Origin of the sequence: Microbacterium testaceum, from assembly GCF_006539145.1 — a bacterium.
In the GTDB taxonomy this organism is placed as follows: Bacteria; Actinomycetota; Actinomycetes; order Actinomycetales; family Microbacteriaceae; genus Microbacterium; species Microbacterium testaceum.
Genome location: NZ_BJML01000012.1, coordinates 1 through 25,364, shown reverse-complemented (window position 1 = coordinate 25,364; position 25,364 = coordinate 1). Strand labels below are relative to the sequence as shown.

Sequence of the window (25,364 nt, the reverse complement as noted above, 5' to 3'; positions counted from 1 at the left end):
ATGACCGAGCCGGATGCCGGATACGAGACGATCCGCGTCGAGCAGCGTGGACGCGTCGGGTGGATCACCCTCGATCGTCCGGAGGCCCTGAACGCGCTGAACACGCGAACCATGACCGAGGTCGTCGCGGCGGCCGAGGCGTTCGACGCCGACGAGGGCGTCGGCGCGATCGTGGTGACCGGGAGCGAGAAGGCCTTCGCCGCGGGCGCCGACATCAAAGAGATGGAGCAGAAGTCGGGTCTCGACATGATGCTCACCGACCACTTCGGCGCCTGGGCGCGCTTCGCCGCCGTCCGTACGCCCGTGATCGCCGCGGTCTCGGGGTACGCCCTGGGCGGCGGGTGCGAGCTCGCTCTCATGTGCGATGTGATCCTGGCATCCGATCGGGCGAAGTTCGGACAGCCCGAGGTGCAGCTCGGTGTGATTCCGGGCATGGGCGGGACGCAGCGGCTCGTGCGGGCGCTGGGGTACTACAAGGCCGCCGAGCTGGTGCTCACCGGACGCATGATCGACGCCGCCGAGGCCGAGCGGGCCGGGCTCGTCTCACGCATCGTGCCCGCGGCGGAGTTGCTCGACGAGGCCGAGAAGGTGGCGCAGACGATCGCCGAGAAGCCCCTCCCCGCGCTGTACGCGGCGAAGGCGGCGCTCGACGTCGCGCTCGAGTCGACACTCGCCGAGGGAGTGCGGTTCGAGCGTCAGGCTTTTGCGGCGCTGTTCGACACCGCCGACCAGAAGGAGGGGATGGCGGCGTTCCGCGAGAAGCGGGCGCCGTCGTTCACGCACCGATGAGAGCTCAGAGCGGATCGGGAACCGGTGAGGGGTCGGCGAAGTCGCCGGCACCCTTGCGGAAGCGCGCGATGATCCGCACGAGCGCCGTCGCGTCGTCGTCGTCGAGACCCAGGTCGGCGAACACCTCGTTCAACGCGGCGGTCGCGTCGTCGACCCGTCGGCGCCCGGCGTCGGTGAGTGCGAGCAGGGCCGCGCGTCCGTCGGTCGGGTGCGGTTCGCGCATCACGAACCCGTCGCGCGCGAGGCGGTCGACCGTGTTGGTGACGCTCGTCGGATGCACCTGCAGGCGCGCGATGGCGCTGGCCATCGGCATCCGCCCCTCGCGGGTGAAGGCGAGCAGCCGCAGCATCTCGAACCGCGAGAACGACAGGTCGAACGGCTTCAACGCCCGATCGATGGATGCCATGAGCAACTGGTGCGCACGGATCACCGAGGTCACCACCGTCATGCCGTCGGCGGCGTCGTCCCATCCGTGCGCGAGCCACTGGCGCTTCGCCTCGGCGATCGGGTCGACAGGCAGTCGTCGCGTCATCGGTCCTCCTCGCGTTTCACGGTACCGTTCGCCCGCGGTGCGCGCTGCGGGGCGATGGCTGAGGTGGTCGGAGCCCTCTCGCCGCGGGCTCGACCGCCGCCGCGGGATCGCGGCATCCGTCCCCTCACCGAAGGAGCCAGGTCGATGAAGATCGTGGTGCTGATCAAAGAAGTCCCCGACACGTGGGGCGAACGTCGCCTCGACCTCGAGACCGGTCTCGTCGACCGCGCCGGGTCGGCCCCGGTGCTCGACGAGATCGACGAGCGCGCGGTCGAAGCCGCTCTCTCACACGCCGACGCGCACCCCGGCACCGAGGTCGTGGTGCTCACGATGGCTCCCGCCTCGGCAACGGCGACGGTGCGCAAGGCCCTCGCGATGGGCGCGACCTCGGCCGTGCACATCGTCGACGACGCCCTGCGCGGTGCCGATCTGCTGCTGACGGCCGATGTGCTCGCGGCGGCCATCCGGCGCACGGGGTTCGACCTGGTGGTCGCGGGCAACCTCTCCACCGACGGCGGCGGGGGAGTCGTTCCCGCCATGGTCGCCGAGCTCCTCGGTGTGCCGCAGCTGACCGCGTTGTCGAGTCTCGAGGTCACCGACGACGCCGTGTCCGGCGACCGTGTGAGCGACGCCGGCACGATGCGCGTGTCGGCACCGCTCCCTGCCGTGGTCTCGGTGACCGAAGCCCTGCCCGAGGGGCGGTTCACGACGTTCAAGGGCATCATGGCCGCCAAGAAGAAGTCGTACGAGACGCTGGATGCCGGCGAACTCGGCGTCGAGGTCGAAGACCCGGCCCAGGCCCGGTACATCATGCTGTCGGTCGCCGAGAGGCCGCCGCGCGCGGCCGGGACCACGATCGTCGACGAGGGCGACGCCGGTGAGAAGCTCGCGGCGTACCTCGTGGCCGAGGGGGTGGCGTGATGAGCGTCACTCTGGTTGTGCTCGAGGTGCTGCCCTCCGGTGCGCTCGCGGCCTCGTCTCCCGGGCTGCTGGTGGCCGCCGCGGCGGTGGGGGAGCCGGTCGCGGTGATCGCGGCCCCCGACGCCGCGCTCGAGCGCTCCGCCGAAGAGGCCGCACAACTCGGTGCGGTGCGCGTGCTCACCGCCGCGGTCGACCCGACCGCGCTGACCGGTCCGGCGGTCGACGCGCTCGCCGCCGCGGTGGCGGCCGAGGGTCCCGACCTCGTGCTGGCGTCCAACGCGGTCGAATCCCGCGACATCGTGGCCCGCCTCGCGGTGCGGTTGCGCCTGCCGCTTGCGACGGACGTGGTCGGCGTCTCCCGCGACGATCTCGGGGTCGTCGCCCACCATTCGGCGTTCGGCGGCGCTTTCACCGTCGACGGCGCGCCCACCTTCGGACCCCTCGTCGCGACCCTGCGGCCCGGTTCCGTCGAGGGTCGCCTCGACGCGCAGCCGCTCGCCGTGCGGGCCCTCGAGGAGTCGGCATCCGGAATCCCCTCCGCGCGCGTCGAGGCGTTCTCCGAGACGTCTGCGCCCTCGACGCGGCCCGAGCTGCGCGGTGCGGACGTCGTCGTCGCGGGTGGGCGGGGCGTGGGATCGAAAGAGGACTTCGCCCTGGTCGAGCAGCTCGCCGATGCGCTCGGGGCCGCCGTCGGCGCCTCGCGTGCGGCCGTCGACGCGGGGTACGTGCCCGCGACCGCGCAGGTCGGGCAGACGGGAGTGTCGGTCTCGCCGAGGCTGTACGTCGCCCTGGGGATCTCGGGTGCGATCCAGCACCGCGCGGGCATGCAGACCGCTCGCACGATCGTCGCGATCGACAAGAACCCCGAGGCGCCCATCTTCGACATCGCCGACTTCGGTATCGTCGGAGACCTGTTCACCGTCGTCCCGCAACTCATCAGCGCGCTAGAGGCCCACAAGAAGTAGATGGCGTCCACACCCCGCACTCCGCGTCGCGGGCTGCCGCGCGTCCCCGGTGGGGAGCCCTGGCCGCCCGCGGGCCCTGGCGCGTCCGCGGCGCGTCCGCCTCAGGATGCCGCGGATGGTGCCGCGTCCGCCGTCGAGAAGCGGGGCGCCGGCTCACCCGCAGCGGATTCGGGTCCGCGCGATGAATTCGGATCAGAGGCGACTCCGCGTCCGAATCCGGTGCACGCTTCCGAATCCGTTGAGGCCGGAAGTCGCGTGATCGGACCGGAACACGAGAGCGCGACATCGGATCCCGCGGCGACCGGTGTGCGCCGGGGGCTCCCGCGCGAGCCGGGCGGGGAGCCCTGGCCGCCGGCATCCACTGTTCCGTCCGGCCGCTCCGGTGTGCGCTCCCCGGCACCGTCACTTCCCGCGCCCGCGCCCCCGCCCGCGCCCGTCGATGCGGAGACCAAGCCGCAGCCGTCCCCCTCGGCCCCGGGGGCGGATGCCGTGCGCCGGGGTCTGCCCCGCGAGCCGGGCGGGGAGCCCTGGCCGCCGGCATCCGCGAATCCGTCCGGGGCCGCGCGCCCTCGCGACGCCGCAGAATCGGAGAATCGCGGCGGAATCGGATCGGCGGTGCCGGTGCGTCCGATTCTGGAGAGCGAATCCGCTTTCGGTGCGGAGGCCGGGGCCGCGGAAGCCATGACGACGAGCGAACGGGATGCCGGGAACCCTGCGATGTCGCGCGGATCCGATCAGGGTGGGGCTGCCCCGACCGGGCGCGCGCCGGCGGGTCCGACTGCGCCGCCCGGTAGCCCCCAGGCGAATCGCATTCCGGCGGCGCAGAGCGGCATCCCCTCCGCGTCGGCGCCCGCGCGCCCGGCGCTGACCGTTCCCCGCACGGTCTGGCCGGGAGCTGCGGCCCGAAGCCACGCAGCGACGGCGGGGGTCGCGGGGCAGAAGCGTGCGGCGGCGACCCCGCCGCGGCCCGGGGCTCGTGTCGCGCTCGGCGACTATTCTCCCGTCCAGGTGCTCGGTTCGACCGCGGTGCTCGGCGTCTTCGCGCTCGCCCTCGTCGGCATCGTCGTGCTGCTCGCGCGCTTCGTGCTCGCGATCGGCCCGGGGCGCGAGTTCCTCGCCGCGTTCCCCGGTGAGTACCCGCTGCCCGCGTCGGCGCCGGTCGGGCTCCCGGCCTGGCTGAACTGGTCGCACTTCCTCAACAGCTTCTTCCTGCTGCTCATCATCCGCACCGGCTGGCAGGTGCGCCGCGAGAAGAGGCCTGCGGCGTTCTGGTCGCCGCGGAGCAACAAGAAGCGCCGCATCAGTCTCGCGCTGTGGTTCCACCAGGCGCTCGACATCCTGTGGATCGCGAACGGCGTCGTCTTCGTGGTGCTGCTGTTCGTCACCGGGCAGTGGATGCGGATCGTGCCCACCTCGTGGGACGTCTTCCCCAACGCGCTCTCGGCCGCCCTGCAGTACGCCTCTCTCGACTGGCCCACCGAGAACGGCTGGGTGAACTACAACAGCCTGCAGCAGCTGTCGTACTTCGCAATCACCTTCGTCGCGGCGCCTCTCGCGATCGTCAGCGGTGTGCGCCTGTCGGGTGTGTGGCCGAAGAACGCCGAGAAGCTGAACCGCCTGTACCCGGTCGAGTGGGCCCGCAAGGTCCACTTCCCCACCATGCTCTTCTTCGTCGCGTTCATCATCGTGCACGTCGCGCTCGTGCTCGCCACCGGCGCCCTGCGCAATCTGAACCACATGTACGCCGCGCGCGGGTCGGTCGACCCGGAGGCGTTCAGCAGTGACCCGACCGGGTTGCTGATCTTCGCGGCATCCCTCGTCGTGATGGCCGCAGCATGGGTGGCCGCGCGCCCCGCGGTGCTCGTGCCGATCGCGCGCCTGTTCGGCGAGGTCAAACAGCGCTGACCCGCCACCCGAGCGGAAGCCCGCCGAAGACTCTCGAAGACGCGCCCGTTCGTCGACGGCCACGACATCGCGAATGACCGCCTGCGGCCTCGTCGCTCCCGCGGCTTCGCCCGCCGCGCGGCCCGCGGCACACCCGCGTCCTCGCCGCCGAGGGGACCGGTCGTCGGTCAGACCCGCCGGCGCGCGCGCAGTCCCGCGACGATGAGCTCGAGGCCGAAGTCGAAGTCGTCGCTCGCGAGCCCGGTCGTGCCCTCGCGTACACCGGCGCTGTCGTACTGCAGGCGCTGCTGTTCGTGCCAGACGAATCCGAGCACGTAGTGCAGCACCGTGGTGGCGACCCGCCGGGCGGTGTCGGGGGCGAAGCCGTCGGCGGCGACGGCGTCGGCGAGCCGGTCGTGCGCGAGCGTCGAGCCGAGGCCGAGGGCGAGCGTGCTCGAGACGACCTCTGCGCCGTCGCGATAGGCCAGTAGGGCGTCGCGCAGGGCGCCGGCCCGCGTGCGCAGGTCGTCGGAGGTGCCGGATGCCATGCGCCTCACGATCCGATCGGACAACTCGGCGAGCAACGTCTGCTTGTTGGGGAAGTGCCAGTAGAGAGCGCTCGGCTGCACCTCGAGCGCTGTCGCGAGCCGTCGCATCGTGAGGTCGGGGAGGCCGTGATCGTCGAGGATTCGCAAGGCCGTTCGAGCGACATCGTCTGCGGAGTGTCCACGGGGAGCCATGCGAATGAGTATAGTGAACGCCGTTCAGGTGAACAGCGTTCAGGAAGGAAGCCCATGCGCACCCCCGATGTCACCGACCTCGCCCGCATCGCCGTCTTCGCGGCCCTCATCGCGGTGCTCGGGTTGCCGGGCAGCTTCCCGCTCGTGGGCGGCGTGCCCATCACGGCCCAGACGCTCGGCGTCATGCTCGCCGGCGCCGTGCTGGGCCCGTGGTTCGGGGCACTCGCGGTCACGGTGCTCCTGGCGCTCGTCGCGGCGGGACTCCCTCTTCTGGCCGGAGGCCGCGGCGGCCTGGGAGTCTTCCTCGGGCCGTCGGCCGGCTACGCGATCGGGTGGATCCTGGGTGCTGTCGTGGTGGGGCTGATCGTGCACGCGGGCGGTCGTCGTCCGGTCGCGTGGCGAACGGCCCTGGCGATGGTCGCCGGGGGAATCGGCGCGATCTACGCCCTGGGCATCCCGGTGCAGAGCGCGGTCACGCGTCTCCCGCTGGGTGACACCGCGGCCACCAGCCTCGTCTTCCTCCCCGGCGACATCGTCAAGGCGACCCTCGCGACGGTGATCGTCACCGTGCTGGTGCGGGCGTACCCCCGGGGTTTCCGTCGCGCGTGGCGCATCGCACCCGCGCCCGACCGCACCCGGGTGGGCGCCGCGGCATGATCGTCGTCGTGGACGGGGCCGCTCGCGGCCTGTCCGAGCGGATCCGTAACGTCCGGGCGGCGGGGGACGCCGTCCTCATCGCCGATCCGCGATGGAGCGATTCGCAGCGCGCGGGCATCGCGAGGCGGGCATCCGGAACGGCCGTGCCGGCCGGGACGGCGTGGGCGACCCTGACCTCGGGGAGCAGCGGGGCGGCACGCATCGTGCTGCGGACGGCCGAGTCCTGGGAGGCATCCTTCGACACGGTGGCGGATCTGCTCGACGCCGGTCCCGACGACATCCTCGCGCTGCCGTCCCCGCCCGCCGCGTCGCTCACCCTCTTCTCGCTGGCCCACGCGGCCGCCGGGGGGCCGCGCGTGCGGCTCGGTGTCGACGCCGCAGCGACCTGCCTGCACGGCACCCCCGAGAACCTGCGGGCCGTCCTCGACCGCGGTGCTCCGGACGCGATGCGAGTGGCGCTGGTGGGCGGCTCGGCCGTGGACCCGGCGCTGCGCGCCCGCGCCGAAGCAGCGGGCGTCCGCGTGATCGCCTACTACGGCGCCGCCGAACTCTCCTTCGTCGCGGTCGACCTCGGCGACGGCCTCCGGGCCTTCCCAGGTGCGGAGCTCGACGTGCGCGGCGGCGAGGTGTGGGTGCGATCGGCGTTCGTGGCATCCGGATATCTCGGATCGGACGGCCCCTTGCGCCGCGCGGGCAGGTGGGCGACCGTCGGCGACCGGGCGGAGTGGGACGACGGCCGGCTCCGGTTGCGCGGCCGTCGCGACGGGGCCATCCTCAGCGCGTCCGCGACGGTCGTCCCCGAAGACGTCGAGGTGTCGCTGCGCGAGATCCCCGGTGTGCGGGACGCCGTCGTGTTCGGGATGCCGCGCCCCGGCGTCGGCGCTCTCGTCGCGGCCCTCGTCGAGATCGATGCCGGTGCCGCGATCGATCTGCGCGCCGAGGCAGGGGAACGTCTCGCGCCCTCGCATCGACCGCGACGGTGGTTCGTCGGTGAGATTCCGCGCACGCCGTCGGGCAAGCCCGCGCGTGCCGAGATCGCACGTCAGGTCGAGGACGCCCCGTGGTGTCCGTGACGGACCCGGTCGTCGTCGCCGCCCGCCGCAGCGCGCTCGCCGTGCGCGGACGCGGACTCGCGCGCGCCGACGTGGCTCGTCTGGGCGGCGCCGTCGTCGCGGCGGTCGTCGCCGACGCGGGGGCACCCCCGATCGCCGACGTGGTGATGGGCAACTGCATGGGCCCCGGGGGGAACCCCGGCCGGCTGTCGGCTCTCGCGGCGGGTCTGGGGCCGACCGTGCCGGGCGGCGCCGTCGACCGGCAGTGCGGCAGCGGGCTCTCCGCGATCCTGGACGCCGCTCTCGCGGTGCGCACGGACGGCCGTCACCGCGTGGCGGGAGGCGTCGAGAGCGCCTCGACCGCGCCCGTTCGCAGCATCGACGGCACCGCATACGCCCGGGCGCCGTTCGCCCCCGCGGGGTTCGCCGACCCCGATATGCTCCGTGCCGCCGAGGATCTCGCCCGCCACGACGGGCTCACGCGGGCGCGGCAGGACGCGTGCGCCGAGCGCAGTCACGCACGGGCCGCGGCCGCGCGGTCGGCGGGTCGTCTCGTCGCGGAGATCGTCGCGGTCGACGGCGTGCGCGAGGACGAAGCTGCGGGTACCGGTGCGACGGTGCTGGCGCGGCTGGCGCCGCTGTTCCCCGGAGGCACGGTCACCGCGGGCACCTCGACGCGGATCGGGGACGGCGCCGCGGCGGTGGCGATCGCGCCAGCGGGAGCAGCGACGGGGCTGGCGCTGCGCGGGTCCGCCGTCGTCGGCTGCGACCCCGCCCTCCCGGGTGTCGGCGCGGCATTCGCCGTCGAGGCTGCCCTGACCGATGCGGGCGTCGAGCTGGTCGAGGTCGCCGCCTTCGAGATCGTCGAGGCGTTCGCCGCGCAGAGCATCGCGGTGTTGTCGCGCCTCGGGCTCGCCGACGACGATCCACGGGTCTGCGCCGATGGCGGCGCCCTCGCGCTGGGACACCCGTGGGGCGCGAGTGGCGCGGTCGCCGTCGTGCGATTGTTCAGCCGTCTCGTGCGTGCCGGAGCGCCCGCGGGCGCCTACGGTGTGGCCGCGGCGTCGGTGGGCGGCGGCCTGGGCATCGCCGCGGTGTTCGAGGTCGTGCGGTGACGGGCCCGGGTGCGACCCTGCGCTGCGCGGGTCTCGGCGTGCGCCTCGACGACAGCGTGGTGCTGCGCGACGTGACTCTCGACCTCGACGCCCGCACGATCGCCGTGGTGGGCGACAACGGCTCGGGCAAGTCGACATTCGCTCGAGTCGTGGCCGGGCTCGTCCGCCGCACCGAGGGCGCGCTCGAGGTCTGCGGGCGGGACCCCGACACGGACGCCGCGGGGCATCGCCGTCGCGTCGCCCTGGTGCTGAGCAATCCTGACGCGCAGATCGTCATGCCCACGGTGTCGGAAGACGTCGCGCTCTCGCTCCGGCCCGAGCGCCTGGCGCGGGCGGAGCGCGATCTGCGCGTCAGCGAGGCACTGGTCCGTTTCGGCCTCGGCGGCCTCGGCGACCGGGCCGCGCACGATCTGTCCGGTGGGCAGAAGCAGCTGCTGGCATTGTGCGGGGCCTTCGTGCGCCGGCCCCGGGTGGTCGTGGCCGACGAGCCGACAGCCTTTCTCGACGCCCGTAACGCTCGAACGGTCGCCGGTCATCTGCTCGCCGACACCGGGCACACGCTCGTCCTCGTCACCCACGACCTGGCTCTCGCGCGCCGGTGCGAGGCCGCGGTGCTGTTCGCGGACGGGCGGGTCGTGGCATCCGGGGTCGCCTCAGACGTCGTAGACGCCTATGACACGGCGCTGTCGTGCTGAGCCTGTACCGCCCGGGCGGCGGATGGATGCATCGGATGCCGGCGGGCCCGAAGATCACGCTCCTGACGGTCGTCGCGCTCCTGCTCGCGGCCTTGCCGTTCTCGTGGACGGGGGCGCTGATCGCCGTCGTCGCGCCGGCGGTGCTGTACCTCGGTGCCGGGATGGGGGTCGTGTCCGGCGTCCGCGAACTGGCGAGGCAGGGGTGGGCGTTGCGCGGAGTCGTCGTGCTCACCGGCGTGGGCCAACTGATCTTCCTCGGGCCCGAGCCCGCCGCGGTCAACACGGCACGGGTGGTGTCGGCACTGCTCGTGGTGGGGCTGCTGCCGCTGACGACGCGGGTGTCGTCGATGCTCGACGCGATGGAACGCGGGATGACGCCGCTCGGCCGGATCGGCATCGATCCGGTACGGGTAGCACTCCTGCTGACCGTGACGCTGACGACGATCCCGGTTCTCGCGCGCCTCGCCGCCGAGGTGCGCGAGGCGCAGCGCGCGCGGGGACTGCGCCCGTCGTTCGCGCGCGGCGCCCTGCCCTTTCTGGTGGTCGCCCTGCGTCACGCCGATGACCTCGGCGACGCTCTCGCGGCGCGCGGCATCCGTTGAGGCCGGTCCGCGGCGACCGACGTCGCATGATCCGCTCTTGCGCCGGACGAGCGACCTCGCGCACGGAGGCTCACCGGGGCGGCCGCGGCGGAACAGCCTCTACCCTGCGGCGGCCCGACCGGCCGCGAAGCCCTCGGCATAGGCCTCGTCGGCGCCTTGGCGGAACATGTCGCGGACGGGATCGCGCACGATCGAGCGGGCGCCGGGCAGGTCGAGGTCGCCCACCAGGTCTCCGCGCCCGCGCACGATCGCCACGGGCCGTCGTGCGGCCTTGCCCTTGACGAGGTCGGTGGCCGCGGCGATCTCGTCGGCCACGCACGGCAGGGTCACCACGAGGGGGCGGCCCTCGGCATCCGTCGTCCCACGGAGATCTTCGAACACGTGGATGCCGCCGGCCCCGATCGCGTGGTCGGTCTGGCCCTCGCGCCAGGCGCGGCCGAGGGTGTCGGTGACGATCACGCCCACGTGGGCCCCCGTCGCGGCGCGCAGCCCGGTCGCCAGGGCGCGCGCGGACGCGTCGGGATCGACCGGCAGCAGCAGCACCGTGCCCTCGGGGGTGTTGCTGGCGTCGACCCCGGCGGCCGCCGAGACGATCCCGAGAGGGTTCTCGACGATGCGCGTCACGTGCCCGGTGGGAGAGGTGCGGGATGCCACGAGACGCACGGTCTCGCGCGTGATGGCGTCCTCGCGGTCCGAGGCATGGATGATCCGGCCCTCGGCCTTCGACACGATCTTGCTCGTGACGACCACGATGTCACCGTCGCGGAGCGACCCGTCGGCACCGTCACGCAGGGGCTCGGTCGTGGCATCCAGGATCACCCGGACGAGGTCGTCGCCCGGGGTGATCTCGCGGATGCCGTCGAGGGCCCAGATCTGCAGCACGTCAGCGGACGAAGCGCACCTCGGTGAGCTCTTCGCCGAGGAAGGGCTGCACCTGGGAGGCACCGTCGAGCGCGAAGCCGTTGCGCGTGTAGAAGCGGTGCGCGCGCGGATTGTCGTCGGCGACCCAGAGGTACACGCCCTCGCCGCCGTCGATCGCGGCGTCGAACAGCTGCTGGCCGATGCCGGTGCCGTGGTACGCGTCGAGCAGGTAGATGAAGTACAGCTCGCGCTCGCGGGGAGCGTCGTCGTCACGGGCGGGGCCCGAGCCGACGAAGCCGACGATCTCGCCGTCGACGAGGGCCGCGTGCATGCGGTAGTCCTCGCCCTGGGCGGCCCAGTGGGTCCAGAGTTCGGCCATGCGTCGCGGAGAGACCGCCTCGAGGGCGGCCTTGCTGATCAGGTGGTCGTAGGTCTCGTGCCAGCAGGTGGCGTGCACGCGGCCGAGGGCCTCGGCATCCACATCTCTTACCGGACGGACGACGATGTCGGTTCGGGCTTCCGCAGTCATGGCGCGACTCTACGCGGGGGGTCGTCGCGGGTGAAATCGAGCCGAGGGGCCCGTCGAATGCGCTATACATCGACGCGGCCATCTTGTGGTGAACCCACAACGGGATCGCCGATCCGTCGTCGCATCGCTACGCTCGCCCCTCGTGAACGTCCTCTGGCGCACCCTGCTGGTGCTGGCTCGTGCTCGCCGTCGTCTTCGTCGCGAAGGCCCCATCGATCCGAACACCGTGGCCCGCATGTCGATCCGCGTGCTCCCCACCGACATCGATCTGCTGCGCCACCTGAACAACGGCCGCTATCTGTCGCTGTTCGACCTCGGGCGCTGGGATCTGCTGACGCGCACCGGGCTGCTGGCCGCGATGACCGCGCAGGGCTGGTACGCGGTGGTCGCCGCCGAGACCATCACGTTCCGTCGTTCTCTCGAACTCGGGCAGCGGTTCGAGCTCGAGACGCGACTGATCGGACACGACGACCGCGCCGTCTACCTGGAACACCGCGCGCTGGTGAACGGTGAGATCTACGCCCGCGCCATGATCCGCGCCCGTATCCTGCGCCGCACCGGTGGCACCGTCCCGCACGACGAGCTCTTCGCCGCGGTCGGCCGCCCCGAGGGGCTGCCCGACATCGAGCAGTGGGTGCACGACTGGGCCGCGGGGTCGGCGTTGCCGTCGACGAAGCGGCCGGCGCCCAGCGTCTGGGAGTGAGGGGTCACCCCTCGCCGGCGCGGTGGGACGCGCCGTGGACGCGCCGCTGAGGCGGGGCCGACCGGTGCGCGGTGCCGTCCTTACCGGCCGAAGCGCGCGTCGAGCCAGGCCACCTGTTTCATCCAGTGGCGGTGGCCGCCGCCCTCGTGGCCGTTGTAGGTGTACTCCTCGATCGCCGCGTCGTCGGAGGTCAGTGCGTGGAACGCCGCGAATACTCCCGATGGCAGCACGACATCGTCCATGAAGCCGACGGAGAAGTAGGCGGGCGCGCTGATGCGGCGCGCGAGGATCGCGCCGTCGATGTGCGAGAGAGTGTGCAGCGCGCGCTCGGCGTCGTCGCGGTGCACCGCCAGGTAGCGCGTGATCTCTGTGAAGGGTGCTGACGGCGTGCGAACGATTGCGTTCGGGATGTCGCACAGGAATGGCACGTCGGGCATGACCGCCGCCACCGCACCGCCGCTGAGGGCAGCCGCCGCGATCGACAGTGCCCCGCCCTGGCTGCCCCCGGTGACGGCCACGCGCGAGGGATCGACGCCGGGGAGCTCGCGCACCACATCGACCAGACGTGCGGCGTCGGTATAGAGGCGGCGGTAGTAGTAGTCGCGCGGGTCGAGGATGCCGCGCGTCATGACACCGGGGAACGCGGCCGCCGAGCCGTGCGGGTCGGGGGTGTCGCCGGTGCTCCACGTGGATCCCTGGCCGCGCGTGTCCATGATGACGTGGACGTACCCGGCCGCCGCCCACGACAGCTTCTCGCCGGGGAGCCCGCGACCACCGCCGTAGCCGATGTACTCGATGACGGCGGGGAGGACGTCGTCGCCGTGTGGACGCACGACCCACCCGCGGATCTCATCGCCCGCGAAGCCGGTGAACGTCAGATCGTGAACGCTGAGCGCGGTGACCGGGGCCTCGACCGGGGTGAGGGATGCCGGGCGGGCGGCATCCCGCGCCGTCGCCAGGGTCTCGCTCCAGAAGTCGTCGAAACCGGCGGGCTCGACCAGGGAGGGGCGGTACGCGCGCAGCAGGTCGACGGGCATATCGGTGAAGGTCACGGCCATGAGAATCGACAGTAGCGGGCACGGCGACGCCCCGACCGCGCGAGGGCGGCCGGGGCGTCACGAGAGGCTCAGCTGGTGAGCAGAGTGAGGCCGTAGGCGTCGAGGATCTCGTTCACCGGCTGGAACCAGGTCTGCCCGCCGCTGCTGCAGTCGCCCCATCCGCCGGAGGTCACGCCCTGCGCCTGATCGCCGGCGAGGAGCGAACCGCCCGAGTCGCCGGGCTCGGCGCACACGGTGGTCTCGATGAGACCGTTGACGGTGTTGCTGCCGTACTGCACCGACGTGTCGTACGCGAGGATCTCACCGCAATGCCACCCGGTGGTCGACCCGGACCGGCAGACCGTCGCTCCGACGGGCGCGGGTGTGGAGCCCGCGACCGCCACGTTGCCGCCCGACCAGTCGACGACCTCGCCCAGCGGGGTGTGGTTCGGCGTCGAGACCCAGGCGTAGTCGTTGCCGGGGAACGACGAACCCGCGAAGGTGCCGTAGTTCGTGCTCTCGCCCTGGCTGCCGCAGTGGCCGGCGGTGACGAAGCCGCCCACGACGCCGAAACCGATCGAGCACCGGTACTGGTTCTCGATGAAATACGCGATGCCGCCGCGAAGGTCGTCGAACGTCTGTGGAACACCGCCGGCCGTCTCGACGCGCACCGCGTCGGCGGGGGCGCCGAGGGCGGTCACGAAGGCCGTCACGTTCGTCTCGGAGCCGGGGAGGGCTTCGACGACGACGTCGTTGGCGGCGACGTCGACGTGCCACGAGGCGACTCCCGCGGGGCGGTCGGCGCCGCTGATGCGCGCGGTGAGACCCTCCAACTCGCTCAGGGAGTGGTCGGCGGGGATGGGGGTCGCACCGGCGCTCGCCACGAGCGCGCGGGCGGCGTCGCTGGTGGCGGCGGCATATACGGTGCGACTGCTCTCGTCGATCCACGCGCCGGCGTAGGCGTCGCCGACGACCGATGCGACGGTGGTGGTGAGGGCGGTGGCGTCGGCCTGGAAGCGCAAGACGTCCTGCGCGCCGGCGACATCGGTGCCGAGGGCTTCGGCCATGGCGTCGAGCAGCTGTGTCTCGGAGGAGGGTGAGGGTGCGGCGGATGCCGGTTGGGCCAGCGCGGGCGCAGCCGCCGCCGAAACGACGATCAACCCGAGAGCGGATGCGCTCACGGCCATTTTCGATATGCGGTTCACGGAGTGACCTTCCATCCAGGGGGATAAATGGTTGGGGTACCCGTCCGCAGTAAAACACCTTCCTGGCCGGGAAACGACAATCGCCCAGATTTCTCCCAGCTGGTCGTTACCTCTGTGAAGCCTCACATCGCATCGGGGACACGCACGGAAAAGGGCATCTGAGCGTTGACTTTCTCCCTCGCGGTCTCAGAGACTACGCATAGTGAGCGCTCACATGGAGCGCAGTCGCCGCCGGCCTCAGTCGGCCACCCATCGTCAAGGAGGACGACCATGGTGCTGTCACGACCCCATCTGCCCAAGGGGCCGGTGCGCCGCGTGGGAGCGATCGCCGCGGCCGCCGCCGTCGTTCTGGCCGGCCTCGTTCCCGGTGCTGCCGCCTCGGCGGCGCCCGTGCCGACACCCCTGGCGTCGTACGACTTCGCCGCCGTCTCGGGCACCACGGTCCCCGACGCCTCGGGTCACGGTCGCGACGCGGTCATTCGCGGGACCGGCGCGATCGTCGACGGCGATGCGCTTTCGCTCCCCGGTGGTGCGAACGGATCGTCGGCGGCCTATGTCGAACTGCCGCCGGGGCTCTTCGACGGCCGCAGCACCGTCACCGTCTCCGCCTGGCTGCAGGACCGCACCGGCTCCGGCAACCAGGCGGCGATGTTCTTCGGCACCACGGAGAACCTCCCCCAGCAGTACTGGTTGCTCAACCCCGCCAACCCGGCCGGGCAGGTCAAGTCGGTGCTGACGGACGGGCCGCGGATCGCCCAGCCCTGGACCCTCGAACGCGGAATCGCTCCGACCGACGGCACCCGCGGCATCCCGGGCCCGACCGCCACCGCGGAGTGGGCCCTTTATACGACGGTCATCACGCCCACCTCGATCACCGCCTACCTCGGCGAGACGAAGATCGGCACCGTCGCCACCTCGCGATCGATCGCCGACTTCGGCTCCGGCCTCGTGGGCTACATCGGTCGTTCGTCCTACCCCGATCGGGTGTGGAAGGGCGGCGTGCGCGACGTCGCGATCTTCGACAGCGCGCTGACCGACGCCGAGGTGAAGGCGCTCGTCGCACAGGGCACCCCGACGAACGAGCACGACGTCGACGCCGCCGCGAAGGCCCTCTCGATCCCGGATGCCGACGACGTGCGCGGCAACGTGACCCTTCCCGCGACCGGGGCGAATGGCACGTCGGTGGCGTGGTCGTCGTCGAACGCGCAGGTCGTCACCCCGACCGGCGAGGTCACACGGCCGGCCACCGGGTCGGCGGCCGTGACGGTGACGCTCACCGCGACGATCGCGAAGGGGTCGAGTGAGACCACGCGCACCTTCGATCTCGTCGTGCAGCCGAAGCCTGCGCAACAGAAGCTCGAGGGCTACTTCTTCCCGTTCTTCACCGGGGAGAGCACGACGACGGACGAGGAGATCTCTTTCGCCACGAGCCGTGGTGACGACCCGAAGAACTGGCTGACCCTGAACGACGGCCAGCCCGTGCTCACCTCCGACCAGGGCGAGAAGGGGATCCGCGACCCCTTCGTCATGCGCTCGCCCGACGGCGACCGCTTCTACATGCTGTCGACCGATCTGAACATGTTCGACCTCTACAACGGCGACTTCGGCCGCGCGCAAGAGGTCGGCAGCCGAAAGCTCAACGTCTGGCAGTCCGACGACCTCGCGACCTGGAGCCCGCTCCGGCAGATCACCGTGTCGAGCGAGCTGGCCGGCAACACCTGGGCTCCCGAGGCCACGTGGGACGCCGACCGCGGTGAGTACGTCGTCTACTGGGCATCGAACCTGTACCCGAGCGCGTCCACCGCGGGTCGCAAGGCATCGGACACCTACAACCGCATGATGATGGTCACCACGCGCGACTTCGTCACCTTCAGTGAGCCGCAGCCGTGGGTCGACGTCCAGCGCGGCGCGGGTAAGGGCACGATCGACGCCACCGTCGTGCGCGATGGCGACACGTACTACCGCTTCATCAAGGACGAGGCGTCGATGACCGTGCGCCAGGAGCGCTCGACCACGCTCACCGCGACCGTCACCGGATCCCTTCCGACCACGACCTCGAGCCCCGGCTGGCAGCTCGTGAAGGAGCAGATCGGCGTCGGTCAGCCCAACCCCTGGGGCGGGACCTTCACCAACGGCGAGGGCCCGACGGTGTTCGCCGACAACGCCGAAGCCGGTCACTGGTACATGCTCATCGACCAGCCGAGCTACCACGGCGGCCAGGGCTACATGATGTTCGAGACCCGCGACATCGCGTCGGGCACCTGGACCTCGGTTCTGGATGCCACCCTCCCGGCGCGTCCGCGTCACGGGACCGTCCTGCCGATCAGCGCGGCCGAGCAGCAGAGGCTGCTCGCGGCGTACCCGACGGACGAGACCGCGGACTACTCGATCACGGCCGACCCGGGCAAGGACGGCGCCGAGATCGACGACGCGATGTACGGCGTCTTCTTCGAGGACATCAACAACGCGGCCGACGGCGGCCTGTACGCCGAGCTCGTGCGCAACCGCTCGTTCGAGTTCCTGCCCGTCGACAATCGCGGCTTCACCGGGATGACCGCGTGGACGCCCGTGGCGCTCGGCGGCGGTGCGGGATCGGCGAAGCCGGTCGACGACGACAAGCGCATGAACGAGCGCAACCGCACCTACCTGCAGCTCGACCTGAACAGCGGTGTGGGAACGTACGGCGTCGAGAACGCCGGCTTCGACACCGGGGTGGCCCTGACGAAGGACGGCGTCTACGACGTGTCGTTCTGGGCGCGCACCACCGCGACCAGCGGAAGCCCCGTCTCGCTCGTGCTGCGCTCCGCCGACGGCACCGTGCTGTCGAATCCCTTCACGGCGACCGTGGGCGGAGACGGCTGGGTGAAGTACCGCGGCTCCGTCACGGCGACGGCCACGACCGACGCCGCGCGCGTGCTCGTGCAGGCGGCAGGAGTCGGAACGCTCCGCCTCGACGAGGTCTCGGTCTTCCCGCGCGACACCTTCAAGGGTCGCGCCAACGGCCTGCGCAAGGACATCGCGCAGAAGATCGCCGACCTGCACCCGAAGTTCGTGCGCTTCCCGGGCGGCTGCATCGTCAACGTCAACAGCCACGAGGACTACTCGGCCGACTCGAATTACGAGCGCGCCCGCTCGTACCAGTGGAAAGACAGCGTCGGCCCGGTCGAGACCCGCGCGACCAACGCCAACTTCTGGGGCTACAACCAGTCGCTGGGCCTCGGGTACTACGAGTACTTCCAGTTCGCGGAAGACATCGGCGCCAAGCCCGTGCCCGACGTCCCCGCTCTGATGAACGGCTGCGGTCAGGCCCTGCAGCCGACCGACCCGGCTCTGCTGCAGCGCCATATCCAGGACACCCTCGACCTCATCGAGTTCGCCAACGGCGGCGTCGACACGACGTGGGGCAAGCTCCGCGCCGACATGGGCCACTCCGCGCCCTTCGGTCTCGACCGCATCGAGATCGGCAACGAGGAGAACTACCCCGAGGCGTTCATGGCGAACTTCGTGCAGTTCCGGGATGCCATCACGGCGAAGTACCCCGACATGATCCTGATCAGCAACTCGGGCCCCGACGCCGAGGGCGCGAGCTTCGAGAAGCACTGGGAGCAGAACAGGGCTGAGAAGGTCGACATGGTCGACGAGCACTACTACCGCGACCCGTCGTGGTTCCTCTCGCACAACACCCGCTACGACTCCTACGACCGGAACGGTCCGAAGGTGTGGATCGGTGAGTACGCCTCGCGCGACAACCGCTTCTTCAACGCCCTGTCGGAGGCGGCGTACATGTCGGGCCTCGAACGCAACGCCGACGTGGTCAAGATGGCGTCGTACGCGCCGCTGCTGGCCGACACGAGCAACGTGCAGTGGCGCCCCGACCTCATCTGGTTCGACCGCGACCAGGTGTGGGGTTCGGCGAACTACGAGGTGCAGAAGCTCTTCATGAGCAACGTCGGCGACCGGGTCATCCCGACCACGGCGGGCGGGGATCTGTCATCCACCGCTGTCTCCGGTGCCGTGGGCCTGTCGACCTGGAGCACCTCCGCTCGCTACGACGACGTGAAGGTCACGACGCCCGACGGGAAGACGCTCTTCTCCGACGACTTCGCCGACAAGAACGACGAGGGGTGGACGAAGCTCGCGGGCGCGGGCTCCTGGTCGGCGGCCGATGGCAGCTACGTGCAGTCGTCGACGACGGCGAACAACACGCTCGTCGCCGGTCCCGCGATGGACGCCACCGACTACGACGTGTCGCTCAAGGCCACCAAGCTCGCCGGCGCTGAGGGCTTCCTCGTCGGGTTCGGGGTGAAGGAATCCGCCGACTACATGTGGTGGAACCTGGGCGGCTGGGGCAACACCCGCAGCGTCGTGGAGAAGGCCGTGGGCGGCGCCACGTCGATCGTCACCGACACGGGCCTGTCGCGCGTCGAGACGAACCGCACCTACGACCTGCGCATCCAGGTGCGCGGCGCGCAGGTGACGCTGTTCGCCGACGGGGTGCAGCAGGGACAGTTCACCAACACCGAGGTCGAACCCTTCGCCCAGGTCATGACGCGGGACGACGCCACCGGTGACGTGCTGCTCAAGGTCGTCAACGCCCAGGCCAAGGCCGCCGAGACCACGATCGACCTCGGCGGGATCGGCGTCCTGCCCACGGCCGACGTGACCACCCTGGCGGCGGCCCCCTCGGCGCTGAACACCGCGACCGAGACGCCGGTGGCACCGAAGACCTCGCAGATGGCGGTCTCGAGCAGCTTCACCCACTCCTTCGAGCCGTACTCGGTGACGTTCGTGCGGATGCACACCCGCGAGGCCGACACGACGGCGCCCACGGTGGCGGTGCAGACCACGCCGGCCGTGCCGGACGGGGCCGAAGGCTGGTTCGTCTCGCAGCCGTCCGTCACCGCCACGGCCACCGACGACGTCGACGCCGCACCGCGCCTCGAGGTCAGCACCGACGGGGGGACGACCTGGGCGGCATATACCGGTGCGGTGACCCCGGCGGAGGGGACCTGGAACCTCGCGTTCCGGGCGACCGACGCGTCGAAGAACGTCTCGACCCCCGTGACGGCCGCGGTGAAGTTCGACCGCACCGCCCCGACGACGACGGCGACGGTGGATGCCGCGGCCCGGAGCGTCACGCTCGCGGCGAGCGACAGCGGTTCGGGGGTGGCGCGCGTGGAGTACCGCCTCGGCGACGCGGCGACCTGGACGACGACGGCCGGCGCGCAGGCGGCCGTGGCCGTCGGTGACGGGGCCACGATCGTGTCGTATCGCGCGGTCGACGTGGCCGGCAACGTCAGTGGGACGGGCTCGACCTCGATCGGCGCGAACGCGGGAGACCCGACGCTGTCGGTCTCGGGCGACTTCGTCGCGGGCGGAGTGATCACGGTGTCGGGATCGGGCTGGCCGGCGAACGCCGACGGTGAGCTCGAGCTGCGTTCCACTCCCGTGCAGCTGGGGGCCGTCCGCACCGACGCGAACGGGTCGTTCCTCGTGAACGTCACGATCCCGGCCGACACCCCGGCGGGCGCCCATCGGGTGATCGCGCGTATCGGCGGCGTCGAAGCCGCAGTGGCCATCGAGGTGCGGGCCGGTGCTGACGGCGCCTCTCCGGTGCTTCCGCCGGCTCCGGGCGGTTCGACCGGTTCGGTGCCCTCGCCGCTCGCGGTGACCGGCGGCGCGGTCGGGGGTGGTGCCCTCGCCCTCGGCCTGCTCGCGGTGCTGATCGGTGCGGTTCTGAGGCGCCGCCGCGGCGCGATCGGCTGAGCCGAGACCGGGGATGCCGCCGCCGCGTTCGCGTGATCGCGGCATCCCCGTCGGCAGACGCGAGAGCACGACGCCCGGCCGCCGTGGGGCGACCGCGGCGTCCTGATCGGGTGAGGAAAAGAACGACGCCCGGCCGCCGTGAGGCGACCGGGCGTCGGGGGTACCCGGAGGGGATCAGCTGGTCAGCAGGCGCAGGCCGTAGTTCTGCAGGATCTCGTTCACGGGCTGGAAGTACGTCGTACCGCCGTTCGTGCAGTCGCCCGAACCGCCGGAGGTGACGCCCTGTGCCTGGTTGCCCGCGAGGAGCGAGCCGCCGGAGTCACCCGGCTCGGCGCAGACGTTCGTGCGGATCAGGCCCGAGACCGACCCCTCGGCGTAGCGCACCGTGGAGTTGTAGCCCTGGATCTGGCCGCAGTGCCAACCGGTGGTCGAGCCCGAGCGGCAGACGGTCGCGCCGACGGCGGCGGCCGTCGAGCCCTTCACGGCGACGGAGCCGCCGGAGTAGTTCGACACCGAGCCGACCGGGGTGTGGTTGGGCGTGCTGACCCAGGCGTAGTCGTTGCCGGGGAACGAGGAGCCCTGGAATGTGCCGTAGGTGGTGCTGTCGCCCGCGTCGCCGCAGTGGCCGGCGGTGACGAAACCGCCCTGCACCGCGAAGCCCACCGAGCAGCGGCTCTGGTTGTTGATGTTGTAGGCGATGCCGCCCTGGATCGTCGCGAAGGTCTCGGGCGCTTCGGCACCGGTTTCCAGGCGGACGGCGTCGGCAGGGGCGCCGAGGGTCGCGACGAAGTCGGCCGCGGCCTGATCGCCGCCGGCGACCACGTCGACGACGAGGTCGTTCTGCTCGACGTCGATCCACCATGAGGGGATGACGTCGGGCAGTGCGGGGCTCGCCTCGAGCTTCGCGGCGATTGCCTCGAGGTCGTCGAGCGAGTGCTCCGCGGCGACGGGGACGGCCCCGGCGTCGGCGGCCGCTTCGCGAGCGGCGTCCGTGGTGGCCGCGGCGTAGACGGTGCGCGTCGATTCGTCGAGCCAGGTTCCGGCGAAGGCGTCACCGGCGGCGGCGGCGACGTCGTCGGCGGTCCCGGCCGCGTCGGCCTGGAAACGCAGGACGTCCTGCGCGCCCGACACGTCGGTGCCGAGATCGGCGGCCATCGCTTCGAGCAGCTGCGCGTCGACTCCGTCGACGGCCGCGTCGGGCGATGACGTGGGGGTCTGGGCCAGCGCGGGAGCGGTGGCGGCGGTGGTCAGGAACAGGCCGAGGGCTGCTGCACCCACGACGGTTTTCGATATGCGGTTCACGTGGAGTGACCTTCCATCCAGGGGGATAAATGGCGGGGTACCCACCGCCATAGAAACACGAACCGGACGAAATGCGAAGGATTTCCTGTGAATTTCTGATCAGAGTGCATAAATGTCGGCCATTCGGGGGACAGGGCATCGGTCCTCTCGCGACCGGGGACCCGGCCGCTGATCCGCGGGTTGCGCGGCGGGCCGCCGGGGCGCCGTGCACGCGGTAATTAGGCTGACGAGCATGAGCACGAACGACTCCGGCGCCCCCGTTCCCGCGCTCTCTCCCGGCCTCCCCTCTCGTGCCGCTCGCATCGCCGCGACGTTCTCGCGGCGGACGGTCCCGGGGACCGTGCCTCGTCTCGGCGACCTGCCCGCGGACCCTGCCGTCGCCGCGTTCCTGGCCGCCGCGATCGACGGTGTCTCGCGCCCGGAGTCGCTCACCTCCGCCGCTTCGGCGCTGCATCGGCTCGCCGACGACCTCCCCGCCTCCCTCCCGTGGTTCGTGCGCGGAGCGCTGCAGCTCGGCGGCGCCGTCGCGCCCGTGCTCCCGAGTCCCGCGGTGCCCCTCGCTCGCCGCGCGATGCGCGACCTCCTCGCCGCCCTCGTGCTCGACGTGCGCCCCGAGCGGCTCAGCCCGGCCCTCGAGGCCCTGGGCTCCGCGGTCGAGGTGCGTCTGGTCGGGCCCGCGATCGTCGGCGACGCCGGCGCACGGCGCCGGCTCGACGGCATCCGGTCGCTGCTGTCCCGCGACGACGTGTCGCGGATCTCGCTCGCGATCTCCGATGTCGTCGTCACGCCGTCGCCGTGGGCGTTCGATGCCGAGGTCGAGCACGCCGCCGAGCGGTTGCTGCCGGTCTTCCTCGACGCGCTCGCCGCGCGCACCCACGTGACGCTGATCGCGGAGGGACGCGACGACCTCGACCTCACCGTTGCGGTGCTCACGCGCGTGCTCGAGGAACCGCGTCTCGTCGCACTCCGAGCCGGCATCCAGTTGCCCGCGGCCGTCGGGGAGACGCCCGAGGCCGTCCGTGAGCTGTCGGCGTGGGCGCGCGTGCGCACCTCCGCGGGCGGCGCCCGCCTGACGCTGCGTCTGAGCGACGCCCTCATCGAGACCCCGGATACCGTGTCGGCGGCGCGCCACGGGTGGCCCGCCCCGGCGGTCACGGCGCGGGACGACGTTGACGCCGCCCTCGTTCGCAGCCTTCGCGAGGCGCTGAGTTCGAGGGGGCTCGAAGGCTTCGCCGTCGAGCTGGCGACCGCCGACCCCGAGCGCGCCGCCCTCGCCCTGGCCCTCGCGGCCGACGCGGAGGCCGCGCTCGCCCTCGCGCTGCCGCACACCTCGCCGTGGACCCCGGGAGAGGGGCACCTCTGGACGGCGCCGACCGCGCACCACGATGACCTCGACGCCGTCGTCGCGCGCCTCGCCGCGAGCTACGCGACGGTGGTCGCCGGTGCGCCCGCCCTGCCGCTTGCGGTGCCCGAATCGCCCACCGCCTCCGAGGACGAACGGGGCGAGGACGCGGACGAGCACACCCCCGAGACCGCGTCGATCGCTGCCCGCGTCCGGCGCGCGCTGGCCGCCGCCGAGCTCCCGGCTCTCGGCGGGCGCATTCCGCAGCGCGATGTCGAGGCGCTCCCGGCGATCCTGCGCGAGCGCGCCGACGACGATGCCGCCGAGCCGGGGCTCACGCAGGCGGTGCTGGGCATCGCGCGCGAGGCCGCGGCATCCGGGGACACCTCCGCCCTGGGTCCCGACGTGCAGCAGATGCTGTTCGGCGGACAGGCTTTCGTCGACACCGCCGTGTTCTCGGCCCGTGAGAGCGCAGAGCTCGCGGGCGGCGCTCCCGGGTTCCGTAACGTCTCCGACACCGATCCGACCGTCCCCGCCGACCGCGCCTGGGCGCTGTCCGTCCTCGGCCGCGTCGCCGGCTCGACCGCGGGGGATGCCACGGCCGCCGCGGGGCGCGTCGACGACCAAGCGGGACTCGATGCGGTGATCGATCGCGTGCGTGCCGCGGCCGAGCCGTGGGGGGCGCTCGCCGCTGCCGACCGTGCCGCCGTGCTGCAGTCGGTCGCGCGCAGCCTCGAGCAGCGCCGCGCCGAGCTCGTCGAGGTGCTCGCGTCCGAGGGAGGAGCCCTGCTCGCCGAGGCCGACGCCGAGGTCAGCCAGGCCGTCGACGCCGCCGCGTACTACGCCGCCACCGCGAAGGAGCTCGATCGCGTGCCCGGTGCCGTGTTCGTGCCCGACCGGCTGAGCGTCGTGGCTCCGCGGTGGAACGCCCCGGTGGGACTCTGCGCCGCCGAGACTCTCGCCGCTCTGGCCGCCGGGTCGGGGGTGGTGCTCACGCCCTCGCCGCGCGCGCGACGCTCGGGTGCCGTCATCGCCGAGGCGCTGTGGGCCGCGGGAGTGCCGCGTGACGTGCTCGTCTACGTCGACCTCAACGAGGACGCGTCGGGGCGCGCGCTCATCGCCCACCCGGGCGTCGACCGCGTGCTGCTCGCGGGAGCCCGCGCGACGGCCGAGCGCTTCGTTGCGTGGCGAGCGGCCCTGCCCCTGCAGGCGTTCACCGCCGGGCGCAACGTCGCGATCGTCGCCCCTTCCGCCGACGTGGACGCCGCCGTCGCCGACATCGTGGCCGGGGCCTTCGCCCGAGCGGGGCAGGCCGCCACAGCCGTGTCGCTCGTGATTCTCGTCGGGGCGCTCGGGCGCTCGTCGCGCTTCACCGAGCAACTCAAGGATGCGGTGTCGTCGTTGCGCGTCGGTCCCGCCGACGACCCGCTCTCCGACATCGGCCCCCTCGTCGAAGAACCCGTGGGCGAGGTGCGTCGCGCCCTGACCGTCCTCGGCGATGGCGAACGCTGGCTCGTGGAGCCGCGCGAGCTCGATCTCGGGCCCGAGACGGCCGGCCGGTTCTGGTCGCCGGGCGTGCGCACGGGCGTCACCGCCGGGTCGCACCTCACCCGGGCCGCGGTGGCGGCGCCGGTGCTCGGCATCCTGCACGCCCCCACCGTGACCCGCGCGATCGAACTGCAGAACGCGATCGGGTCGGGCTTCGTCGCCGGTCTCCACACCCGCGACGAGGCCGATCTCGAGCTCTGGCTCGATACCGTCGAGGCCGCCGTGCTGCGGGTCAACCGTCCCTCGACCGGAGCGGTCGTGCAGCGCGAGCCGCTCGGCGGCTGGGGCGAGGCGTCGGTGGGCGACGGAGCGATGTCGGGCGGGCCGAACCGTCTCGTCACGCTCGGATCGTGGCGACCGTCGTCGGGCGGGGCATCGTCGTCGACCCTGCACCTGCGCGGCCTCGATTCGCGCATCACAGCGCTGATCGAAGCAGCTCAACCGACCCTGTCGTACGAGGCCTTCGACTGGCTCCGCCGCGGTGCCCTCGCAGACGCTGTCGCGTGGGACCGCGAGTTCGGGCGCGTACGCGACGTGTCGCGACTCGGCGTCGAGCGCAACCTCCGCCGCTACCGACCGGTCGATGTGGCCGTCCGCGCCACCGCGGACGCCGCGTGGGAGGCGGTGCTGCGCGTTCTGGTGGCCGCGGTGCGCTCGGGCTCGGCCTTCAGTCTCAGTACCCCGGTGGGTCTTCCCGCCGCCGTCCGACACCTGCTGGGCGACAGCGGGGTCGCGGTCTCGGTCGAGAGCGACGCCGAGTGGCTGCAGCGTCTGGCGGGTGGCATCCCGGATGCCGCCGACGGCGACGCCGAGAACCTCGTCGCCGCCCCGCGCCCCGGGCGCCTGCGCCTCGTGGGCCCCGCTGAGACGGTGGCGACGCTGCGCACGGCCGTCGCCGAGACGGTCGGGGGCGACGTCTCCCTGACCGTGTATGCGAACGAGGTGACCACGGCCGGGCGGCTGGAGCTCCTGCCGTTCCTGCGTGAGCAGGCGGTGTCGATCGGCGCGTTCCGCTTCGGTGCCGTCGACACCTGGAGCGCCGCGGTCATCTGACCGGCCGCGCGCGCCCGTCCGGCGCGCCCGCTCGGTTGCACGCCCGGCGCGCGCTCGCCCGTGGGG

General features: G+C 72.3%; 19 protein-coding genes. 12 read left to right on the top strand and 7 right to left on the bottom strand.

Annotated features, from left to right (window positions below):
* The gene (locus MTE01_RS15000) at positions 1 to 789 is read left to right on the top strand and encodes an enoyl-CoA hydratase-related protein (RefSeq protein WP_103208233.1); all 789 of its coding nucleotides are present in this window, start codon (positions 1 to 3) and stop codon (positions 787 to 789) included.
* Between the two features lie 4 nt (positions 790 to 793).
* On the opposite strand, the gene MTE01_RS14995 is transcribed toward MTE01_RS15000, so the two are convergent.
* Positions 794 to 1,321: a MarR family winged helix-turn-helix transcriptional regulator gene (locus MTE01_RS14995; RefSeq protein ID WP_141378237.1), complete on the bottom strand. Its 528-nt coding sequence runs from the start codon at positions 1,319 to 1,321 to the stop codon at positions 794 to 796.
* Between the two features lie 144 nt (positions 1,322 to 1,465).
* Between MTE01_RS14995 and MTE01_RS14990 the strand changes: the two genes are divergently transcribed.
* From MTE01_RS14990 to MTE01_RS14980, 3 genes are all read left to right on the top strand, one after another.
* On the top strand, positions 1,466 to 2,242 hold the full coding sequence (locus MTE01_RS14990; RefSeq protein ID WP_141378236.1) for an electron transfer flavoprotein subunit beta/FixA family protein: 777 nt from the start codon (positions 1,466 to 1,468) through the stop codon (positions 2,240 to 2,242).
* Positions 2,242 to 3,207, top strand: a complete 966-nt coding sequence (locus MTE01_RS14985) for an electron transfer flavoprotein subunit alpha/FixB family protein (RefSeq protein ID WP_141378235.1) — start codon at positions 2,242 to 2,244, stop codon at positions 3,205 to 3,207. The genes MTE01_RS14990 and MTE01_RS14985 overlap by 1 nt, the downstream gene beginning before the upstream one ends.
* 621 nt (positions 3,208 to 3,828) lie before the next feature.
* Positions 3,829 to 5,112: a cytochrome b/b6 domain-containing protein gene (locus MTE01_RS14980; RefSeq protein ID WP_246078327.1), complete on the top strand. Its 1,284-nt coding sequence runs from the start codon at positions 3,829 to 3,831 to the stop codon at positions 5,110 to 5,112.
* Positions 5,113 to 5,279: 167 nt separating this feature from the next.
* Here the strand turns inward: MTE01_RS14980 and MTE01_RS14975 are convergent, their stop codons facing one another.
* The gene (locus MTE01_RS14975) at positions 5,280 to 5,831 is read right to left on the bottom strand and encodes a TetR/AcrR family transcriptional regulator C-terminal domain-containing protein (RefSeq protein ID WP_103208243.1); all 552 of its coding nucleotides are present in this window, start codon (positions 5,829 to 5,831) and stop codon (positions 5,280 to 5,282) included.
* A gap of 54 nt (positions 5,832 to 5,885) precedes the next feature.
* Between MTE01_RS14975 and MTE01_RS14970 the strand changes: the two genes are divergently transcribed.
* Genes MTE01_RS14970 through MTE01_RS14950 form a run of 5 tightly spaced genes read left to right on the top strand, consistent with a single transcriptional unit; the run spans position 5,886 to position 9,952 of the window.
* A complete protein-coding gene (locus tag MTE01_RS14970) occupies positions 5,886 to 6,488 on the top strand; it encodes a biotin transporter BioY (protein WP_141378233.1) in 603 nt (200 codons plus the stop codon).
* Complete coding sequence (locus tag MTE01_RS14965; protein ID WP_141378232.1) at positions 6,485 to 7,561, top strand: AMP-binding enzyme; 1,077 nt, start codon at positions 6,485 to 6,487, stop codon at positions 7,559 to 7,561. Before MTE01_RS14970 ends, MTE01_RS14965 begins: the two co-directional genes overlap by 4 nt.
* Entirely contained in the window at positions 7,549 to 8,655 is a 1,107-nt protein-coding gene (locus MTE01_RS14960; protein ID WP_116239444.1) for a thiolase family protein, read from the top strand. Before MTE01_RS14965 ends, MTE01_RS14960 begins: the two co-directional genes overlap by 13 nt.
* On the top strand, positions 8,652 to 9,350 hold the full coding sequence (locus MTE01_RS14955) for an energy-coupling factor ABC transporter ATP-binding protein (protein WP_141378231.1): 699 nt from the start codon (positions 8,652 to 8,654) through the stop codon (positions 9,348 to 9,350). Before MTE01_RS14960 ends, MTE01_RS14955 begins: the two co-directional genes overlap by 4 nt.
* The gene (locus MTE01_RS14950) at positions 9,344 to 9,952 is read left to right on the top strand and encodes an energy-coupling factor transporter transmembrane component T family protein (protein WP_141378230.1); all 609 of its coding nucleotides are present in this window, start codon (positions 9,344 to 9,346) and stop codon (positions 9,950 to 9,952) included. The genes MTE01_RS14955 and MTE01_RS14950 overlap by 7 nt, the downstream gene beginning before the upstream one ends.
* Before the next feature lie 99 nt (positions 9,953 to 10,051).
* On the opposite strand, the gene cofE is transcribed toward MTE01_RS14950, so the two are convergent.
* Both cofE and MTE01_RS14940 read right to left on the bottom strand, forming a co-directional pair.
* Positions 10,052 to 10,834: a coenzyme F420-0:L-glutamate ligase gene (cofE, locus tag MTE01_RS14945; RefSeq protein ID WP_141378229.1), complete on the bottom strand. Its 783-nt coding sequence runs from the start codon at positions 10,832 to 10,834 to the stop codon at positions 10,052 to 10,054.
* Position 10,835: 1 nt separating this feature from the next.
* Positions 10,836 to 11,342, bottom strand: a complete 507-nt coding sequence (locus tag MTE01_RS14940; RefSeq protein WP_103208257.1) for a GNAT family N-acetyltransferase — start codon at positions 11,340 to 11,342, stop codon at positions 10,836 to 10,838.
* 142 nt (positions 11,343 to 11,484) lie between these two features.
* Between MTE01_RS14940 and MTE01_RS14935 the strand changes: the two genes are divergently transcribed.
* On the top strand, positions 11,485 to 12,045 hold the full coding sequence (locus tag MTE01_RS14935) for an acyl-CoA thioesterase (protein ID WP_103208260.1): 561 nt from the start codon (positions 11,485 to 11,487) through the stop codon (positions 12,043 to 12,045).
* An 80-nt stretch (positions 12,046 to 12,125) separates the two neighbouring features.
* Here the strand turns inward: MTE01_RS14935 and MTE01_RS14930 are convergent, their stop codons facing one another.
* A complete protein-coding gene (locus MTE01_RS14930; protein WP_174799710.1) occupies positions 12,126 to 13,103 on the bottom strand; it encodes an acetylxylan esterase in 978 nt (325 codons plus the stop codon).
* A gap of 68 nt (positions 13,104 to 13,171) precedes the next feature.
* Positions 13,172 to 14,263, bottom strand: a complete 1,092-nt coding sequence (locus tag MTE01_RS14925) for a S1 family peptidase (RefSeq protein WP_246078326.1) — start codon at positions 14,261 to 14,263, stop codon at positions 13,172 to 13,174.
* Positions 14,264 to 14,557: 294 nt separating this feature from the next.
* Here MTE01_RS14925 and MTE01_RS14920 point away from each other — a divergent pair, with 294 nt between their 5' ends.
* On the top strand, positions 14,558 to 20,053 hold the full coding sequence (locus MTE01_RS14920; protein WP_141378227.1) for an alpha-L-arabinofuranosidase family protein: 5,496 nt from the start codon (positions 14,558 to 14,560) through the stop codon (positions 20,051 to 20,053).
* A gap of 174 nt (positions 20,054 to 20,227) precedes the next feature.
* Here MTE01_RS14920 and MTE01_RS14915 read toward each other — a convergent pair whose 3' ends face one another.
* Positions 20,228 to 21,355, bottom strand: a complete 1,128-nt coding sequence (locus tag MTE01_RS14915) for a S1 family peptidase (RefSeq protein ID WP_246078325.1) — start codon at positions 21,353 to 21,355, stop codon at positions 20,228 to 20,230.
* A gap of 232 nt (positions 21,356 to 21,587) precedes the next feature.
* Here MTE01_RS14915 and MTE01_RS14910 point away from each other — a divergent pair, with 232 nt between their 5' ends.
* Positions 21,588 to 25,298 carry a proline dehydrogenase family protein gene (locus MTE01_RS14910; RefSeq protein ID WP_141378226.1) on the top strand — a complete coding sequence of 1,237 codons (3,711 nt, stop codon included), beginning with the start codon at positions 21,588 to 21,590 and terminating at the stop codon, positions 25,296 to 25,298.
* Positions 25,299 to 25,364: the final 66 nt, after the last annotated feature.

What these genes read in the sequence shown, in the direction of transcription:
- MTE01_RS15000 (WP_103208233.1), top strand. Translation starts at nt 1, where the DNA reads ATGACCGAGCCGGATGCCGGATACGAGACGATCCGCGTCGAGCAGCGT.
- MTE01_RS14995 (WP_141378237.1), bottom strand. Translation starts at nt 1,321, where the DNA reads ATGACGCGACGACTGCCTGTCGACCCGATCGCCGAGGCGAAGCGCCAG.
- MTE01_RS14990 (WP_141378236.1), top strand. Translation starts at nt 1,466, where the DNA reads ATGAAGATCGTGGTGCTGATCAAAGAAGTCCCCGACACGTGGGGCGAA.
- MTE01_RS14985 (WP_141378235.1), top strand. Translation starts at nt 2,242, where the DNA reads ATGAGCGTCACTCTGGTTGTGCTCGAGGTGCTGCCCTCCGGTGCGCTC.
- MTE01_RS14975 (WP_103208243.1), bottom strand. Translation starts at nt 5,831, where the DNA reads ATGGCTCCCCGTGGACACTCCGCAGACGATGTCGCTCGAACGGCCTTG.
- MTE01_RS14970 (WP_141378233.1), top strand. Translation starts at nt 5,886, where the DNA reads ATGCGCACCCCCGATGTCACCGACCTCGCCCGCATCGCCGTCTTCGCG.
- MTE01_RS14965 (WP_141378232.1), top strand. Translation starts at nt 6,485, where the DNA reads ATGATCGTCGTCGTGGACGGGGCCGCTCGCGGCCTGTCCGAGCGGATC.
- MTE01_RS14940 (WP_103208257.1), bottom strand. Translation starts at nt 11,342, where the DNA reads ATGACTGCGGAAGCCCGAACCGACATCGTCGTCCGTCCGGTAAGAGAT.
- MTE01_RS14930 (WP_174799710.1), bottom strand. Translation starts at nt 13,103, where the DNA reads ATGGCCGTGACCTTCACCGATATGCCCGTCGACCTGCTGCGCGCGTAC.
- MTE01_RS14920 (WP_141378227.1), top strand. Translation starts at nt 14,558, where the DNA reads ATGGTGCTGTCACGACCCCATCTGCCCAAGGGGCCGGTGCGCCGCGTG.
- MTE01_RS14910 (WP_141378226.1), top strand. Translation starts at nt 21,588, where the DNA reads ATGAGCACGAACGACTCCGGCGCCCCCGTTCCCGCGCTCTCTCCCGGC.